Annotated in this window: 14 protein-coding genes and 1 tRNA gene; 7 read left to right on the forward strand and 8 right to left on the reverse strand. The window is 54.9% G+C overall.

Features of this window, described 5'->3' with window-relative positions:
* Window positions 1–219 precede the first annotated feature (219 nt).
* From PGR29_RS23165 to PGR29_RS23175, 3 genes are read left to right on the forward strand one after another with little or no spacing between them, the layout of a single operon-like run.
* Window positions 220–1,704 carry a UvrD-helicase domain-containing protein gene (locus tag PGR29_RS23165; RefSeq protein WP_316425419.1) on the forward strand — a complete coding sequence of 495 codons (1,485 nt, stop codon included), beginning with the start codon at window positions 220–222 and terminating at the stop codon, window positions 1,702–1,704.
* Window positions 1,698–3,290 (forward strand): TraI domain-containing protein, encoded by a 1,593-nt coding sequence (locus PGR29_RS23170; RefSeq protein WP_316425421.1) that lies wholly within the window; start codon window positions 1,698–1,700, stop codon window positions 3,288–3,290. Before PGR29_RS23165 ends, PGR29_RS23170 begins: the two co-directional genes overlap by 7 nt.
* A 60-nt stretch (window positions 3,291–3,350) precedes the next feature.
* On the forward strand, window positions 3,351–4,361 hold the full coding sequence (locus PGR29_RS23175; RefSeq protein WP_316425423.1) for a tyrosine-type recombinase/integrase: 1,011 nt from the start codon (window positions 3,351–3,353) through the stop codon (window positions 4,359–4,361).
* Between the two features lie 197 nt (window positions 4,362–4,558).
* On the opposite strand, the gene PGR29_RS23180 is transcribed toward PGR29_RS23175, so the two are convergent.
* The 7 genes from PGR29_RS23180 to aspA form a co-directional block, all read right to left on the reverse strand.
* Window positions 4,559–4,634: transfer RNA gene (locus PGR29_RS23180), tRNA-Phe, on the reverse strand.
* 114 nt (window positions 4,635–4,748) lie between these two features.
* Entirely contained in the window at window positions 4,749–6,836 is a 2,088-nt protein-coding gene (locus PGR29_RS23185) for a DUF1176 domain-containing protein (RefSeq protein ID WP_213317932.1), read from the reverse strand.
* Between the two features lie 65 nt (window positions 6,837–6,901).
* Window positions 6,902–7,477, reverse strand: a complete 576-nt coding sequence (locus PGR29_RS23190; protein ID WP_113374765.1) for a transcriptional regulator — start codon at window positions 7,475–7,477, stop codon at window positions 6,902–6,904.
* A 35-nt stretch (window positions 7,478–7,512) separates the two neighbouring features.
* Window positions 7,513–9,225 (reverse strand): protein-disulfide reductase DsbD, encoded by a 1,713-nt coding sequence (locus PGR29_RS23195; protein ID WP_087859222.1) that lies wholly within the window; start codon window positions 9,223–9,225, stop codon window positions 7,513–7,515.
* The gene (cutA, locus tag PGR29_RS23200; protein ID WP_032715456.1) at window positions 9,201–9,524 is read right to left on the reverse strand and encodes a divalent cation tolerance protein CutA; all 324 of its coding nucleotides are present in this window, start codon (window positions 9,522–9,524) and stop codon (window positions 9,201–9,203) included. Before cutA ends, PGR29_RS23195 begins: the two co-directional genes overlap by 25 nt.
* A gap of 99 nt (window positions 9,525–9,623) precedes the next feature.
* Complete coding sequence (locus PGR29_RS23205; protein ID WP_113374733.1) at window positions 9,624–10,925, reverse strand: anaerobic C4-dicarboxylate transporter; 1,302 nt, start codon at window positions 10,923–10,925, stop codon at window positions 9,624–9,626.
* A gap of 116 nt (window positions 10,926–11,041) precedes the next feature.
* Window positions 11,042–12,478 (reverse strand): aspartate ammonia-lyase, encoded by a 1,437-nt coding sequence (aspA, locus tag PGR29_RS23210; protein ID WP_045380159.1) that lies wholly within the window; start codon window positions 12,476–12,478, stop codon window positions 11,042–11,044.
* Window positions 12,479–12,813: 335 nt separating this feature from the next.
* Between aspA and PGR29_RS23215 the strand changes: the two genes are divergently transcribed.
* The gene (locus tag PGR29_RS23215; protein ID WP_015368667.1) at window positions 12,814–13,284 is read left to right on the forward strand and encodes an FxsA family protein; all 471 of its coding nucleotides are present in this window, start codon (window positions 12,814–12,816) and stop codon (window positions 13,282–13,284) included.
* A 31-nt stretch (window positions 13,285–13,315) separates the two neighbouring features.
* Here PGR29_RS23215 and yjeH read toward each other — a convergent pair whose 3' ends face one another.
* Window positions 13,316–14,563, reverse strand: a complete 1,248-nt coding sequence (yjeH, locus tag PGR29_RS23220) for an L-methionine/branched-chain amino acid transporter (RefSeq protein ID WP_316425426.1) — start codon at window positions 14,561–14,563, stop codon at window positions 13,316–13,318.
* A gap of 231 nt (window positions 14,564–14,794) precedes the next feature.
* Between yjeH and PGR29_RS23225 the strand changes: the two genes are divergently transcribed.
* From PGR29_RS23225 to PGR29_RS23235, 3 genes are all read left to right on the forward strand, one after another.
* Entirely contained in the window at window positions 14,795–15,088 is a 294-nt protein-coding gene (locus PGR29_RS23225) for a co-chaperone GroES (protein ID WP_003855929.1), read from the forward strand.
* A 37-nt stretch (window positions 15,089–15,125) separates the two neighbouring features.
* Complete coding sequence (gene groL, locus PGR29_RS23230; protein ID WP_015368665.1) at window positions 15,126–16,772, forward strand: chaperonin GroEL; 1,647 nt, start codon at window positions 15,126–15,128, stop codon at window positions 16,770–16,772.
* Window positions 16,773–16,899: 127 nt separating this feature from the next.
* Window positions 16,900–17,253 (forward strand): DUF4156 domain-containing protein, encoded by a 354-nt coding sequence (locus PGR29_RS23235; protein WP_015368664.1) that lies wholly within the window; start codon window positions 16,900–16,902, stop codon window positions 17,251–17,253.
* Window positions 17,254–17,291: the final 38 nt, after the last annotated feature.

Genomic DNA, 17,291 nt, shown 5'->3' on the forward strand with positions numbered 1-17,291 from the left:
GCTGCGGCAATTTATTATTTGCGTCGTGGCTTTTTCTTAAGTTTTGTGCTTTTTATTGTGGAACCTCTATCTGCAACGAAATAAAGCAGCATAATTACACCATCGAGCTCCTGCCTGGAAGCGTTTTTTATTTCTGAAAATGGATATCTGGTTTTTTGTCGCCGCAAGCTTCTCCGAGTGACAGTGTGGTGGCTTTAACTGTCTCTCCCGGAGAACCCAATGACTTGGAAAACCACACCAGAACAAAGTGCCATCATCGAATGGCGGGGCAATCAGCTTGTGGTCAACGCATTTGCCGGTACTGGTAAAACCACGACGCTGGTACAGTTTGCGCAGGCGAACCCGGACAGCAAAATGTTGTACCTTGCCTACAACAGAGCCATCCGCGACGAAGCCGAACAAAAGTTTCCCTTTAACGTTGAGTGCAAAACCTCCCACCAACTGGCCTGGTCACATTTCGGCCGACATTTCAGGCACCGGCTGACGGCAAATCTGCGTATTACCGATGTGGCCCGGAAGCTGAATACCCGGCACTGGCCGCTGGTGCGCCTGGCGCTGGTGGGGCTGAATGCGTTTCTTTGTAGTGCTGAACCGGAACCCGGTATTATCCATCTGCCAGCAGAGGATGATCGTCATGGCTTCTCTGCAAATAAAATTCTGGGGGCCATACAGGTTCTCTGGTATGAGGTAAGTCGTACCGAATCTGATTTCCCAATCACGCATGACGTCTACCTGAAGCTTTTTCAGCTGTCCGGCCCTAGTCTCGCCAGTAAGTGGGACACCATTCTTTTTGATGAGGCCCAGGATGCCAATCCGGTCACCAGTGCCTTTGTCCTCAGCCAGCCCTGCAGGGTCGTGCTGGTTGGCGATCGCTACCAGCAGATATATCGCTTCCGGGGTGCGGATAATGCGCTCAGTTCTCCCCGGCTGGAACAGGCCGATCGACTGTGGCTGACGACCAGCTTCCGGTTTGGCCCTGCGGTCGCAGAAATGGCGAACTTGCTGCTGGCCATGTCCGGCGAGGAGATGAAAGTCACCGGCAGCGGTGGGGATGATGAAGTGGTTGCTCATCTGCCTGCTGACGTTCCTCATTACTCCGTTCTCTGCCGGACGGTATCCGGTGTCATTGGTGCTGCGCTCTCTGCCAGCCTGCAGGAGAAAAAAGTCTTTTGGGTGGGCGGAATTGAAGGGTACAAAACGGAAGAGCTGGAAGATCTTTACTGGTTCTCCGCCGATATGCCTGAACGGATGCAGTCCCCCCGTCTCCGTCAGGATTACCGGGACTTTGAAGAATATTGCTCTATTGCAAAGGCGACGCAGGACGTGGAGATGAATCAGGCTATCCGGTTGCTCGACGAGTATTTTCCGCTGCCGCAAAAGCTGGCCATCATGCGTCGGCAGGTTGTGACGCATGAAAAGGATGCGCAGGTCACAGTTTCCACAGCGCACCGCAGTAAGGGACTGGAGTGGGAAGTGGTCGTACTGAATGAGGATTTTTGTGACATCACCGACCCGTTACTCTCTGCAGAAGAGCGACAGGACGAAACAAATCTGCTGTATGTGGCCGTGACCCGCGCCCGTAAGATCCTGGTGCTGAATGACCTGATGCAGTGCCTGAAAGCTGGTGAAGAGCAGAAAGATTGCGAACAACCTGCAACGGATGATGTTGAGAACGATGGGGGAGAAGCGATTTTCCCATGTTAAATAAAATCAAAGCCTTATTTTCCCTTACGCCAGCTGTCACAGAACCATTCGATAAACTCTCTGTTTCGGTGCCGACGGGGTATTTCTCTCCGGTTAAGGCTGAAGAACTGGTCATTACCGCATTACGCCAGGATGCCCTGCAGAAAATCCGGGAAAATAATGCGCTGTCGGCAGGAGTATACCAGCGTCTTTATCTGTCACCGGTGTACCACATACTTGAACGGACCCAGAACGTGCCGGCGGCACCTGATGGCGAGTGGGCGTATGCCGGAGGTTTTGGTGATTTAAGCCTGCGTTTTACCGCTTATGCCGTCAGGCTTGCCCGGGGGTATATGTTTCCGCCTGGCGCGATGCCGGAAGAACAGGCTGCTCAGGGTGTTATCTGGCAGGCCGTTATTTTCTGGGCTGCGTTGTGTTATCACCTGCCGTTACTGGCCAGTATTGAAGGCGAAACCACCGGCGGCGTTAACTGGCAGCCGGGCATATCTGTGCCGGATGCGCCTTATCGCTTCCGGTTTCGTCATTCTCCTCCGAACGCGCATGATGCTTCTGCTCTGGCGGCGCTGGCCGCCGGTCAGTTGCTCCCCACTGAAGCGATAAACTGGCTTTCAGGTACCCCGGCAGCTTTGTTCAGTCTTGCCTGTGCATTTCGCAATGGTTCTCCTGATATGCCCCTCATCAGGACGTTGCTCGACCAGGCGGCAGAGAAGGTTGATTCGCCAGTACTCCGGAAAGAGACAGGTGGATCTTCTGTGGTAATTGCGCCGCCAGATTCGGTAACGTCACAGGAGGGGTCGTTGGTCGTTCAGACGGACGATAACTTATCCTCTTCTGCGGTAGAGCTGGCCGCTTCGGAGCTGATGACGTCACTCAACGATACCGGTGGCGGGGACTGTCAGCCACCGCTGGACGGGGCAAGTACAGTGGAGTCGCCGGAAGAACCGGATAACGCCAGCCCGGGTCAGGGGGATGCCGATATGCTGCTCAGTCTTTTTTCCGCAGTGGCGGATGCAGAAGTCCCGGAGGTTGTAGATCACGCCAGTGTGAATACGCCAGCCACGGTAGCGCCGGATGAAACCGTGGTGGTCATCGGGAAAGACGCTCCTGAAAAGTCTGCTGAGCCGGAAGAGTCCTTCCGGCATAGCGATACCGATTCCGGTGGTCGGTTGTCTGGCACACATGAAGAGCAGAGCCACCCGATTAATGTCGGTGCTGATGCCCGACGGTCGGGTGAGGTGTTTCTCGCCTGGCTGTCTGACGGCGTGGCATCCGGCAGGATCACCGTCAACCAGCATGATTCACGGGTGCATTCCGTTGCCGGTTTTATTTACCTTTTGGTGCCGGATATTTTCTTTCTTTTTCTGAAAGATACCGGAAGTGACAGCCACAGGGAGGAGATTCAGACCTCGTTTGAGAAACTCCAGCTCCACCGTGTTCACAGGGGGGAACGTTTTATCCGGGCGAAACTGTGCTGCTCAGAAAACAAACAGGGGCGGTTCAGCAGGGTTAATGGTTATCTTATCAAGGCTGTCCGCCTGAAAGGGGTGAGACCTCCGGAGGACAGCAAACTCCTTTTCTTTCCATAGGGATGATACACACAGGGATCTCTACAGGGATCTGTTTTGGTTTTTTTGGAGAAGAATAAGATGCCTAATGAAATAACCTGGGATGAACTGCTTGAAGAATACTTTTTTGCTCACCGGCTGAGACCCGCTACCGAATGGAGCTACAACAAGGTTGTCAGAGGGTTCAGACGTTATTCTGGTGATACCCTGCCTGCGCAAATTACGCACCGTCAGGTGCTGGAGTGGCGGCGCTATTTGCTTCAGGAGAAACGGCAGTCGACGCAGACGTGGAACAACAAAATCGCACATCTGCGGGCGCTGTATAATTACGGGATGGAACATGAAATCCTTCCCCCGGGGAAAAATCCGTTCAATAAAAGCAATGTTCAGCGGGATACCAGGAAGAAAAAAACGCTGACACGATCGCAGCTGATTCGTGTTTATCTGGTCATGCAGCAATTTGAAGAAGCTGAACGGGCAGGGCGCGGTATCAGAGGAGGGCGTAATGCGCTCTGGCCGGCGTGGTACTGGCTGACGGTTCTGGATGCGTTCAGATATACGGGAATGCGGCTAAATCAGCTGCTGCATATCCGGTTGGGTGACATCAATCTCAGTGAAGGGTATCTGGAACTCTGCTTGGAAGGCAGTAAGACACACCGCGAATGGCGGGTTCCCATTGTCAGTGCGCTGAAGCCGCGGCTGCATCACCTGATAGAAAAATCAACGGAACTGGGGGCGGGAAATGGAGATTATCTGTTTGATGTGAACAGAATTTACCTTAACCGTCATGTGGCATGGGATGCCGCTAAGGTTCATCAGAAGATCAGATCATTTTTCCGGCGTCTGTCGAAAGAGTGTGGTTTTACCGTGTCGCCACATCGTTTTCGCCATACGCTGGCGACGGAGCTGATGAAATCACCGGAACGAAATCTTCAGCTGGTAAAGGACCTGCTGGGGCACCGCAGCGTCAGTACAACCATGGAATATGTGGAGCTGAAGATGGATATCGTCGGAAAAACACTTGAAGCTGAGCTGTCACTTCACACAGATGTTACAGGCGAAAGAAATTTACACCTGTTGACACAAGCGTAGTTGACTGGGATGATTAACGGTGATCGAGAAAAGGGAACCTGTAGGGCAGGTTCCCTTACTTGAGGGACAAGTTCTGGATATATCAACCAGTGCAAACGCTCTTGAAAACACCGGAGGACATTCCGTATGACCGGACCCTGCATTTTCCGCCCGTTAAGGATCTCATCTCTTAACCAGCGTGCTTTGATGCAAATTAGTGGTGCCCGGACTCGGAATCGAACCAAGGACACGGGGATTTTCAATCCCCTGCTCTACCGACTGAGCTATCCGGGCAACGGGGCGCATTAAACCGTAATCCGCCCACTGCGTCAATGAAATTTCTCTATTTATTGTTTGATTGCTTATCTTTGCGGCAATTCTGCGCCAAAAGGCGCGTTTTGCTTAAAATCACATCACGCCGTTATCGCCTTCGCGGACTCTCCAGCCGCGGGTGATGGCGATGGCATGGCGTTTTCCGGAGATGTCATAATCGCCAACGATCTCTTCGTCATCTCGTGGCGAATTGATGGTTAAGATCGCATCCACCCCGTGGCGGTAAGCGCCATGATGGCTGAAAATGGTGCCGATAAAGCATTTATCGTTGAGCCACACCGGGATCCACGCCACCGTTTCAACGGTGTAGTGCCCCGCAGCGCCGCCATAGTAGCTGTCCACATCATCTTTAGCGGTACCGGGGGGAACAGGGCAAATCGGCTCATCGTTATCGTCAGCAGGTTTATCCTTTAGCAGGCTACCTTGCATGACGTCCAATGACTTCAATAAGCCCGCTTTATCTTTATCGTTTAAGGCTGGGGTGGGTGACTGCCCGTTTTCCGCAGCGCTAATGATATTGAGGTTATAACGGTAGCGGATGGTGATGGCCGGCGTCAGGTCGCTCTGGTTAAACGGACGCAGCAGATAGAGGTTATCTTCCCCAAACACGCCGTTAAACCACAGGGCGTAAACCTGGCCGTTGATTCTGACCCAGCGGCCCCACTGGTTCGCTCCGCGATCGTTAATAGAGTAAAGGGCGCCGGGCACGCCGGCATCGAAGTTATCGTCGTCATTGCTGTCGGCATCGTTCACCGATTCAAAGGCGTTATCACCGCGTTTCAGCACGCCGGTATAGCTGAACAGGCCGGTACCGCCAACATAGCTATCGATGATGAGATCGCGTTTGCCGTCGCCGTCGAGGTCGATAAGCGTGAAGCTGACTTTGCCGTTTTCCGAATCGGCGCTGATATCGGAATGTAAAAACGCCTGCCACTCATCGTCGCTGATATCCGCCGCTGGCTTGGTGGTTGAGACCGGCGCGTCGTCGGCATAGGTGAGGGTAAAGTGGCTGATGTGTCCGCTGAGCGGAAACTGTTCCGCAATGTTCTCTAATGCAAGTTCCGGGTTGCGTTTTTGCTCTTTTAGGACCGCGTCGTGCAACGTCTTCAGCGCGAGTATATCGGCCTCTCGTTGCTTGCGGGGAATAACCTTGCTGACGAAGGTAGGAAGCTGCCAGGTTCCGCCTGGGGTGATTTCCCGACACATGCCGGTACTGTATTTCAGACTTTGCACAAAAGCTTTGCCATCCCACACTCGCTCTTCTCCGCTGACGCAGTCGGCGACGCCGCGTCCCTTGTTGAAGAAGGCGATTACGCCATCGTTATAGCTGGAAGCATCCGTAGTAATGAGCTGTGGCCTGGCGGCCTGTGTGTTATCGACAACCCACATCGCGTAGCCGTCGTTATAGGCGGCGCGCCAGCACAGAGTCTGCAGTAGCGAGTGATTTTTATCCAGCGAAGTGAGGGTGATTTGTCGTTCGCTGGTCGGAATATCGGCGTTTTGCCTGTCATCACACTGGCTGTTGAGCGCGATTTCCAATTGCGGTAGCCATTTCTGCTGTTGTTTCGCGTTGAGCGCAACGGGCTGGGCGCTGTGAATAAACGGCGCGCTCAGGATCTCCGGCGCGGGAATGGCGCGCAGAACGGTGCTGTCGTCACCGTCGCCTTTACGTAACAGCGCATCGGCGGTGCCGATCCGCCGCTGGAATTCATCGATCTTGAGGAACACCGCGCTGCTGCCTGCGTTCGACAGCCGCTTGCGCTGGCCATTGAGCGATAGCTCGATTTTCGCGTTTTGCTCCAGGGCGGTAATAAGCGCGCTGGTTTGCGTACTGTCGAAATGAAAATGGCTGTCGTCGATAGCCTCAAGCGTCCCGCGATCGCTATCGTTGATAAAAAGATTTACGCTGGCATCTGGCGGAATATCGTGCTCGGTCTGCGCAAAGGTGACCTGCGCGGTTGCCTGCCGCCCTGCGCCCGCACTGCGAGTCAGCAGGACGCTGACTTCGCCCATTGTCGCGCCATAGCCCGCAGCCCGGCAGGTGCCGGTATTATCGCAGGCGACTTCCCAGTCTTTGTAGGCGAAAGAGAAACCGCGAGGAGGGGCGGCCATCAGCGAGGTCGAACAGAGCCCCATTACGGCGGCCCAGAGAAGTGGACGCATATAGATCCCTGCCACAGAAAGTGTCAGGGAATTATATGCGCCTTGCAGGGCTTGGGAAATCCGAATTACGTGAGCGCGCCGCCCATCCGGCAGCGGGCAAAGCGCAGGATATCTTCCGCCAGACGCTGGGCGGTATCGACGTCGGCCTGGCTGCGTTTGATCAGCATGCGGCTCAGGCAGCCTTCGACAATTAATTCCATCTGCTTAGCGACCATTTCCGGGTCATCCACCTCAAGCAGGGTCAGCAGCTCGTGCGTGTAGGCCAGCGAAGCCTGCTTCTGCTGTTCCGCTAACTGGTGAATTGGGTGCTGGGCATCCGGATAGAATGTACAGGCGGCGATAAACAGGCAGCCCGGATAGCGGTGGTTGCTAACGCATTTGGTCAGCGCGCTATAGCGCGCCAGCAGCTTTTGTTCTGCGCTCAGCGTCTCATCCAGCAACAGCTGGCGACGCCAGGCATCAACCTGCTGACTTAAATAACGCAGGGCGTCATAAAGCAGCGCTTCGCGGTCGGGCCAAAAGCGCTTGAGGTCATCAAGCGGGTATGCGACGCGTTCGGCGACCATTTCCAGCGTGGTGTTGGCGATACCCTCGATTTCAAGAATTTGTATGGCCTCACCCAGGACATCTTCACGTTGCACGATAGTCTCCTCCATTTATCCTCCTCAAGTGTCGTTCACGGTTGCCAATCGCGCAAATGGGCGCTGAATGCCGTAGCATCCATAAACCCGGTGACGCGCTGCGCGGGCTGTTCTTCTCCCTGCGCGTTGAAGAACAGAATCGTCGGCAAGCCGAGCACCTGTAAATGTTTCAGCAGAGCTGCGTCTTGCGCGCTGTTCTTAGTGACATCCACTTGCAACAGAACGGTCTCTTTTAAGGCCTGTCGCACTTCAGGAGCGCTAAAGGTATATTTTTCGAACTCTTTGCAGGCCACGCACCAGTCGGCATACAGATCGAGCATGACCGGTTTCCCTTTGGCCTGCGCCAGCGCCTGGTTGAGTTCATCAACGGTGCTGACGCGGGTAAATTCCAGATGCGCCTGCTGCTGGACGGCCGGTGCGCCAAAGGCCCAATCCTGCAGCGGACGCGCGCTAACCAGCGCGGCGGCCAACATGATGATTTGCACCAGACGTAGCCAGGGTTTGGTGGCGCCAAGCGAGGTGATAAACGCCCAGCTAAAGAAGGCGACGCCAAGCAACGACCACAGACGTAAACCCCAGGCTTCGCCGATAACGCGTTCCAGTAAAAAGACCGGCAGCGCGAGGATCACGAAGCCAAACGCGGTCTTGACATGAGCCATCCACGGCCCGCTCTTCGGCAGCAGACGGTTACCGAACACGGTCACCAGGATCAGCGGCAGCCCCATTCCCAGCGCGTACAGATACAGCGTGCCGCCGCCGAGCCACAGGTTACCGCTTTGAGCGATATACAACAGAATGGCGCTAAGCGGGGCCGTAGTGCAAGGGGAACAGATAAGCCCGGCGATGGCGCCCATTGCAAACACGCCGCCCGGCGAACCACCCTGGCGCTTGTTGCTCATCAGCGTCAGTCGGGTTTGCAGCGATGAAGGCAGTTGCAGCGTAAACAGGCCGAACATCGACAGCGCCAGCGCGATAAATACCGCTGACAGCCCAATTAATACGTAAGGGTGCTGCAGCGCGGCCTGGAATTGCAGACCGGCGGCGGCTACGACCAGCCCCAGCGCGGTATAGGTAACCGCCATCCCCTGGACATAAATAAATGCCAGCAGCAGGGCGCGCGCCGTTGATAAGCGCTGTTTACCGCCGAGGACAATCCCGGAAATCAGCGGATACATCGGTAAAACACAAGGCGTAAAGGCGATACCGATACCAATCAGCAGCGCCCATAGCGCTGAAAACGGCAGCGACGCGGGTTCCGCGCCGGTCTGGCTGCCGCTGGCGGGTGCTGAAGGTTGGTCTGCCAGCGCCTTGCCGGAGTCAGCGAGCACCGCGCTGAGCGGCACGATTTTGGTCTCCGGCGGGTAGCAGAACCCGGCGTCGGCGCAGCCCTGATAGGTAACGGTCAGCGTGGCTGTTTTGCTGGCTTGCGTGAGGCTAATCGGTAATGTCAGACGCTGACGATAAATTTCGCTTTTGCCATAAAACTCGTCTTCATGCCATTCGCCAGGCGGTAGCGAAGGGGCGACGATCGCAGCGTCCTTTGCCGTCAGCGTAATCTGCTTACGGTAGAGGTAGTAGCCATCCTTGATGCGCCAGCTCAGGTTGAGGTCGTGTTGATTCTGCTGAAAGTCAAAGGCGAAAGCCCGATCGGCAGGCACGAAGTTTGAACGCCCGGGGGCGTCAAACAACCCGGCGCTGGCGGATGCGCTGCACAGTAGCAGGATCAGCGTAATGATGCGTTGAGCCATGAGAGGTAATCGTTGTCTCCGTGAGTAACCGGCAGGACCAGTAGTTCGGGGGTTTGATACGGGTGATGGGACTTCAGGCAGTCCAGTAACGCCTGCTGATGGGCCAGGTTGGTTTTGAGCAGCATCTGGACTTCATACTCCTGCTCAAGCTTTCCTTCCCAGTAGTAGAGCGACGTCGCTCCCGGCAGGATGGTGGCGCAGGCGGCGAGTTTTTCTCCGAGCGCTTTGGCCGCCAGATCCTGGGCGGTCGCTTCATCCGGCGCGGTACAGAGTACAACAACAGCATCAGGCGTAGTCATCGTGAACCTCGTATCAGCGAAAAGAGGCACTATAGCATGCATGATGCGGGGAGATTAACCAAAGGGGCCAGTTACTTTACTGGCCCCTTTTTAACGATCTTAAAGCATGAGGCCGCCGAAGATGAATCCGAGGATCACGCAAAGCGTAATGGCGATGACGCCCGGGATCAGGAAGGCATGGTTAAAGACATATTTGCCGATACGCGTGGAGCCGGTGTCGTCCATTTCGACCGCTGCCAGCAGGGTCGGATAGGTTGGCAGCACGAACAGCGCTGAGACCGCCGCGAATGAGGCAATTGCCGTCAGCGGGGTGACGCCAAGCAGCAGCGCGGCGGGCATCAATGCCTTGGTCGTGGCGGCCTGTGAATAGAGCAGCGTAGCGGCGAAGAACAGCACCACCGCCAGCAACCACGGATAGTTTTGCAGCAGATCGCCCGCTACCGTCTGGATATCGGCAATGTGCGCTTTAACGAAGGTATCCCCGAGCCAGGCGACGCCGAGCACGCAGACGCAGGCGCTCATTCCTGACTTAAAGGTGCTGGCGTTCAGCACTTCGCCGGTATCGATTTTACAGGTGATGCTAATCAGCGTGGCGATGGTCAGCATGAAGACCACGATCGCTTCGTTACGCGGCAGCACCGGGTTCTGGATCAGGCCGACGGTGTCGCTGATGGCGGTAGCGTAGAACATGACTGCGACGATGCCGACGAGGAACAGCAGAACGGCGCGTTTAGCATGCGGCTTCAACTCGAAGACCTGACTGCCGCGCAGGCTCACTTCCCCTTTTGCCAGCCGTTCCTGATATACCGGGTCGTCTTTCAGCTCGCAGCCGAGGAAGTTACAGACGACGGCGGTCAGCATGACGGCAATCAGGGTAACCGGCAGGCAGATCGCCAGCAGCGTCAGGTAGCTGACGCCAAGTGGTTCGAGAATACCGGCAAAGAAGACCACTGCCGCGGAGATAGGCGAGGCGGTAATCGCAATCTGCGAAGCGACAACGGCGATGGAGAGCGGGCGGGAAGGGCGAATACCCTGTTCTTTCGCCACTTCGGTGATGACCGGCAGGGTAGAAAACGCGGTATGACCAGTGCCTGCCAGCACGGTCATAAACCAGGTGACCAGCGGCGCAAGGAAGGTAATGTACTTGGGATGGCGGCGTAGCATACGTTCGGCGAGGCTGACCAGATAGTCCATCCCTCCGGCGACCTGCATCGCGGCGATAGCGGCGATAACCGCCATGATGATTTCAATGACGTCAAAGGGGATCGCCCCGGGTGGAATTTGAAAAATTAAGGTTAAGACGAGGACGCCGAGGCCACCGGCAAAGCCGATACCAATGCCCCCGAGTCGGGCCCCCAAATAGATTGCCAGCAGGACAACCACGAGCTCTGCACCAAACATATATGCCTTCCTTGTTTTTTAACAAGTTGATATTGAATTGTTGTCGTTTCGTAAACCCAAAAAAGCAAAAAGGCATGTCATCACTGACATGCCTTTGGTTAGTTTACCCTGAAAGCTTACTGTTCGCTTTCATCGGTATACCGTTTTGCTTTATAAGCAGGATGCATCAGGTTTTGCGGGGAGAAAATGTCATCCAGTTCGGCTTCGGTCAGCAGCCCGCGCTCCAGCACCACTTCACGTACGCTCTTACCGGTTTCGGCGCAAATCTTACCGACGATATCGCCATTGTGGTGGCCGATGAACGGGTTGAGGTAGGTAACGATACCGATGGAGTTGTAGACGTAGCTTTCGCATACCGCTTTGTTAGCGGTAATGCCGTTCACGCATTTTTCCAGCAGGTTGTAGCAGGCATTGGTCAGGATGTGGATAGATTCAAACATCGCCTGGCCAATCACCGGCTCCATAACGTTCAGCTGCAGCTGACCGGCTTCGGAGGCCATGGTCACGGTGGTATCGTTGCCGATAACTTTGAAGCACACCTGGTTAACCACTTCCGGCACCACCGGGTTAACTTTTGCCGGCATGATTGAGGAACCAGCCTGCAGCTCTGGCAGGTTGATTTCATTCAGGCCAGCGCGCGGGCCGGAAGAGAGCAGGCGCAGGTCGTTACAAATCTTGGACAGTTTGACCGCCAGGCGTTTCAACGAACTGTGAACCATCACATACGCGCCGCAGTCAGAAGTCGCTTCAATCAGGTCTTCCGCCGGAACGACCGGCAGGTTGCTGACTTCCGCCAGTTTCTGTACCGCCAGCTGCTGGTAGCCATCAGGGGTGTTCAGGCGAGTCCCGATAGCGGTCGCGCCGAGGTTCACTTCCAGCAGCAGCTCTGCGGTACGCAGAATGCTTTTGGTTTCTTCGTTCAGCAGTACGTTAAAAGCGTGGAATTCCTGGCCGAGGGTCATCGGCACCGCATCCTGTAGCTGCGTGCGGCCCATTTTCAGGACGTCCTGGAACTCAACGGCTTTCGCCTGGAAGCCTTCGCCCAGCTGTTTGATAGCATCGATTAATTTGAGAATCGATGCATAGACCGCGATGCGGAAACCGGTGGGGTAGGCGTCGTTAGTGGACTGGCATTTGTTGACGTGGTCATTAGGGTTGAGGAACTGGTATTCACCTTTCTGGTGGCCCATCAGTTCCAGACCGATATTCGCCAGCACTTCGTTGGTGTTCATATTGACGGAAGTGCCCGCGCCGCCCTGGAACACATCAACCGGGAACTGGTCCATGCATTTACCGTTGTTCAGCACTTCATCGCATGCCGCGACAATGGTGTTCGCTACGCTTTTAGGAATGGTTTGCAGTTCCTTGTTAGCCAGCGCGGCGGCCTTCTTCACCATCACCATGCCCCGAACAAACTCAGGGATGTCGCTAATCTTGTTGTTGCTGATGTAGAAGTTTTCAATCGCTCTCAGAGTATGAACGCCATAGTATGCGTCAGCTGGAACTTCCCTGGTGCCCAACAGATCTTCTTCGATACGAATGTTGTTTAACATGTGAACCTTCTTTTTCAAGCTGCCAATGAATTCACCAAATACACAGAATTTATAGGATTTAGCGTATTTTCAGACCGAAGATTATTTCCTTAACCGGCCCGGTGCCCACGATCATATGCTGATGATAGCGAAGTTCAGTAACCTTGATCACTTATTATATAGCGCGGCGGATAAGAATTATTAATCTGTGAAATGAGTCACCGCTTTACTATTTTTGAAAAAAATGCCGTTGTCGTTGATTGAAAAATGGCGCGCCAACCCCACATTCCTATGACGCGAATAGCAAATTTATCACTACGGGCGTCTGCTACGACGGCCGATTGAAGGAGACGCCGGTGCGTTGGATCCCATTTATTGCTTTTTTCTTATACGTTTACGTCGAGATCTCGATCTTTATCCAGGTCGCGCACGTGCTTGGCGTGCTGTTGACGCTGATCCTGGTTATCTTTAGCTCGGTTGTAGGGATGTCGCTGGTCCGCAACCAGGGCTTCAAAAACCTGATGCTGATGCAGCAGAAAATGGCGGCTGGCGAAAGCCCTGCCGCAGAAATGATTAAAAGCGTGTCGCTGATTATCGCCGGGCTGCTGCTGTTGATCCCGGGCTTCTTTACCGACTTCCTCGGTCTGCTGCTGTTGTTGCCGCCGGTGCAAAAGCTGATGACCTTAAAACTGATGCCGTATCTGCGCTTTAGCCGGATGCCTGGCGGCGGTTTTAGCGCCGGCGCTGGCAACGGAGACACCTTCGAAGGGGAGTTCCAGCGTAAAGACGACGAACGCGACCGTCTGGATCACAAAGACGACCGCTAAAACGACAAAACCGGCCTGCGCCGGTTTTTTGTTATCGGCTTGCTGAAGGTGAGCGTGCAGGTAAGGCGAACCACAGCACCGCCAGCATAATAATGGCGTACAAGCTCTTCCAGCCGACCATTGCTAACAGCAAAATGCAGAGCACGCTTCCCACGATGGCCAGCACGCGGTATTTACCGTGCAGGAGTCGGCATCCCGCCAGCATGCACAGCAGATAAATCATGATGAAAATGCCGTTGGCATAGACGATCAGCGCATCGAGATTAATGTTCAGCCAGTAAATGCACAGCGTACTGAGTACGCAGCAGCCTAAGACCGCATTCAGCGCATTGCGCGGTACCTGACGCGGCGACAGGCGGGCCAGGTAGCTCTCCGGCTTGAACTGCGCCTGCGACCAGACCAGGCGGGCAAAACTTTGGATATAGATATTGAGGCTGGCGAAGCAGGCGAGATAGCCGATTACGCAGGCAACCCACAGCGCCTGCACGCCGAACAGTCGCACCACGATGTTTGGCAGCGAAGCCGCCGCCGCCATTTCCTCACCGAAGGCGTGAAAATGCAGAACGACTACCGTACAGCCCCAATAAACGGTTCCTGCCAGCACCAGGCCAATCATCAGCGCTCTAGGGAAGTCGCGCTCCGGACGTTTAAACTCTGATGCCAGATGAGCAAAGGCTTCCAGGCCGACGAAGCACCAGAACATCACCGATAGGGCCGCAAACAGCTGTGACGTGTCGACATCTTTAGGCTCCGGGAAAGGGATCTGCGCCGGGTTTATGCCACCGCGCCACCAGATGGCGACGATCAGCGCGACAATCAATATCGCAACCAGCGTCTGTAGATTGGCGCTGGAACTGGCGCCGCGCGAGCCCACCCACCAGACGATCGCTAGCGTGCCGAGCTCGGCAAGCAGCAGCTGAGTATCGTGCCAGCCGAACAGCGCCTGGCCAAAACCGGTGGCGATATGCAGGGCGGCGGGTAAGCCCACCGGGATCACCGATAAAAACAGCCAACCGGTTACCCGCGCCAGACGTGGGCCGAACGCCATATCCACAAAATGAGCCACGCCGCCAGCGCTGGGAAAGTGGCGCCCAAGCACGGCAAACACGATAGCGATGGGAAAGACCAGCAGAATCAGCGCCGGCCACGCCCACAGGCTATTATCGCCTGCGACCAGCGCCGCCAGCGCCGGTACGGCGAATACGCCGGTTCCCAGTAGTGATGTTGAAAGTAACCCGACTCCCTGACCTAATCCCAGCTCCTGTTTTAAACCACTCATGACTCAACCCTGCGCGCGGCAAAAAAACGATGTTATCACAACCCTTTGCGCCAGAAAGCGCAGCCGCCACGCGAATATTTTTGCGCGTCAGCGCACAGGCGGAAATTTTTTTTTAATTTTCCCCTTGAAGCGGTAAATGGCCATCCCCATCTCTCTCTGCACTAGTCGGAAACCGTTTACGGCCCGGCGCCATCCATAACTGATAATGACTTTCTCGAAGGAGAGCTATCAATGAGTATTCGTCCGTTACATGATCGTGTGATCGTCAAACGTAAAGAAGTTGAAACCAAATCTGCAGGCGGCATCGTTCTGACCGGTTCTGCGGCAGCTAAATCAACTCGTGGCGAAATCATCGCTGTCGGTAAAGGCCGCATCCTGGAAAACGGAACTGTGCAGCCGCTGGACGTTAAAGTTGGTGACATCGTGATTTTCAACGATGGTTACGGCGTGAAGTCTGAGAAAATCGACAACGAAGAAGTGCTGATCATGTCCGAAAGCGACATCCTGGCAATTGTTGAAGCGTAATTCGCACGACCCTGAACGAATTTGAGGAATAAAAGAAATGGCAGCAAAAGACGTAAAATTCGGTAACGACGCTCGTGTAAAAATGCTGCGCGGCGTAAACGTACTGGCAGATGCAGTTAAAGTCACCCTGGGCCCGAAAGGCCGTAACGTTGTTCTGGACAAATCCTTCGGCGCGCCGACCATCACTAAAGATGGCGTTTCCGTTGCTCGTGAAATCGAACTGGAAGACAAATTCGAAAACATGGGCGCGCAGATGGTGAAAGAAGTTGCCTCTAAAGCGAACGACGCTGCAGGCGACGGTACCACCACCGCAACCGTACTGGCTCAGGCTATCGTTAACGAAGGTCTGAAAGCCGTTGCCGCGGGCATGAACCCGATGGATCTGAAACGTGGTATCGACAAAGCTGTCGTTGCCGCTGTGGAAGAACTGAAAGCGCTGTCCGTACCGTGCTCTGACTCTAAAGCCATTGCTCAGGTTGGTACTATCTCCGCTAACTCCGACGAAACCGTAGGTAAACTGATCGCTGAAGCGATGGATAAAGTCGGTAAAGAAGGCGTTATCACCGTTGAAGACGGTACCGGTCTGGAAGACGAACTGGACGTCGTTGAAGGTATGCAGTTCGACCGTGGCTACCTGTCTCCTTACTTCATCAACAAGCCGGATACCGGCGCTGTTGAACTGGAAAGCCCGTTCATCCTGCTGGCTGACAAAAAAATCTCCAACATCCGCGAAATGCTGCCGGTCCTGGAAGCTGTAGCGAAAGCTGGCAAACCGCTGGTTATCATCGCTGAAGACGTTGAAGGCGAAGCGCTGGCGACCCTGGTGGTTAACACCATGCGCGGCATCGTTAAAGTTGCTGCGGTTAAAGCGCCGGGCTTCGGCGATCGTCGTAAAGCCATGCTGCAGGACATCGCGACCCTGACTGGCGGTACCGTTATCTCTGAAGAGATCGGTATGGAGCTGGAAAAAGCGACTCTGGAAGACCTGGGTCAGGCGAAACGCGTTGTTATCAACAAAGACACCACCACCATCATCGATGGCGTTGGCGAAGAAGCCGCAATTCAGGGCCGCGTTGCTCAGATCCGTAAGCAGATCGAAGAAGCGACCTCTGATTACGACCGTGAAAAACTGCAGGAGCGTGTGGCTAAACTGGCCGGCGGTGTTGCGGTAATCAAAGTCGGTGCTGCTACCGAAGTTGAAATGAAAGAGAAAAAAGCGCGCGTTGACGATGCCCTGCACGCGACCCGTGCTGCGGTTGAAGAAGGCGTGGTAGCTGGCGGCGGCGTAGCGCTGGTCCGCGTGGCGGCGAAAATCGCTGGCCTGACCGGTCAGAACGAAGATCAGAACGTCGGTATCAAAGTTGCGCTGCGCGCAATGGAAGCGCCGCTGCGTCAGATCGTTTCCAACGCCGGTGAAGAGCCGTCTGTGGTTGCCAACAACGTGAAAGCAGGCGACGGTAACTACGGTTACAACGCGGCTACCGAAGAGTACGGCAACATGATCGACTTCGGTATCCTGGACCCGACTAAAGTCACCCGTTCTGCGCTGCAGTACGCGGCATCCGTTGCTGGTCTGATGATCACCACCGAGTGCATGGTGACCGACCTGCCGAAAGGCGACGCGCCTGATTTAGGTGCTGCTGGTGGCATGGGCGGCATGGGCGGTATGGGCGGCATGATGTAATCGTGCGCTATACGGCATAAAAATGCAGAAACCCCCGGTCAGAAATGGCTGGGGGTTTTTCTTTTTGCTGGCTTTTTAGTATAAGGTTTACATCCGGGCCAGTGCGTCCAGCTCATTGGGGAATAACATGCAGGTAAAATATTTAGCAGGGATTGTCGGCGCAGCATTATTGTTAGCGGGTTGCAGTTCCAGCAACGAATTAACCGCAGGCGGCCAGAGCGTGCGTTTTGTTGAAGATAAACCGGGAACGGAATGCCAGCTGTTAGGGACGGCAACCGGTACGCAAAGCAACTGGCTGTCAGGCCAGAATGGCGATGAAGGCGGCTCGATGCGCGGCGCGGCGAATGCCCTACGTAACCAGGCTGCGGCCATGGGCGGTAACGTCATTTATGGCGTGAGCAGCCCGACGCAAAACCTGCTGTCGAGCTTTGTTCCGACCGATAGCCAGATGAACGGCCAGGTTTATAAGTGCCCGAACTGATGCGTTAAGCACTCTCTGCACAAGCAGAGAGTGCTTAA

The organism is Klebsiella sp. 141203 (genome assembly GCF_032601985.1).
GTDB lineage: Bacteria > Pseudomonadota > Gammaproteobacteria > Enterobacterales > Enterobacteriaceae > Klebsiella > Klebsiella aerogenes.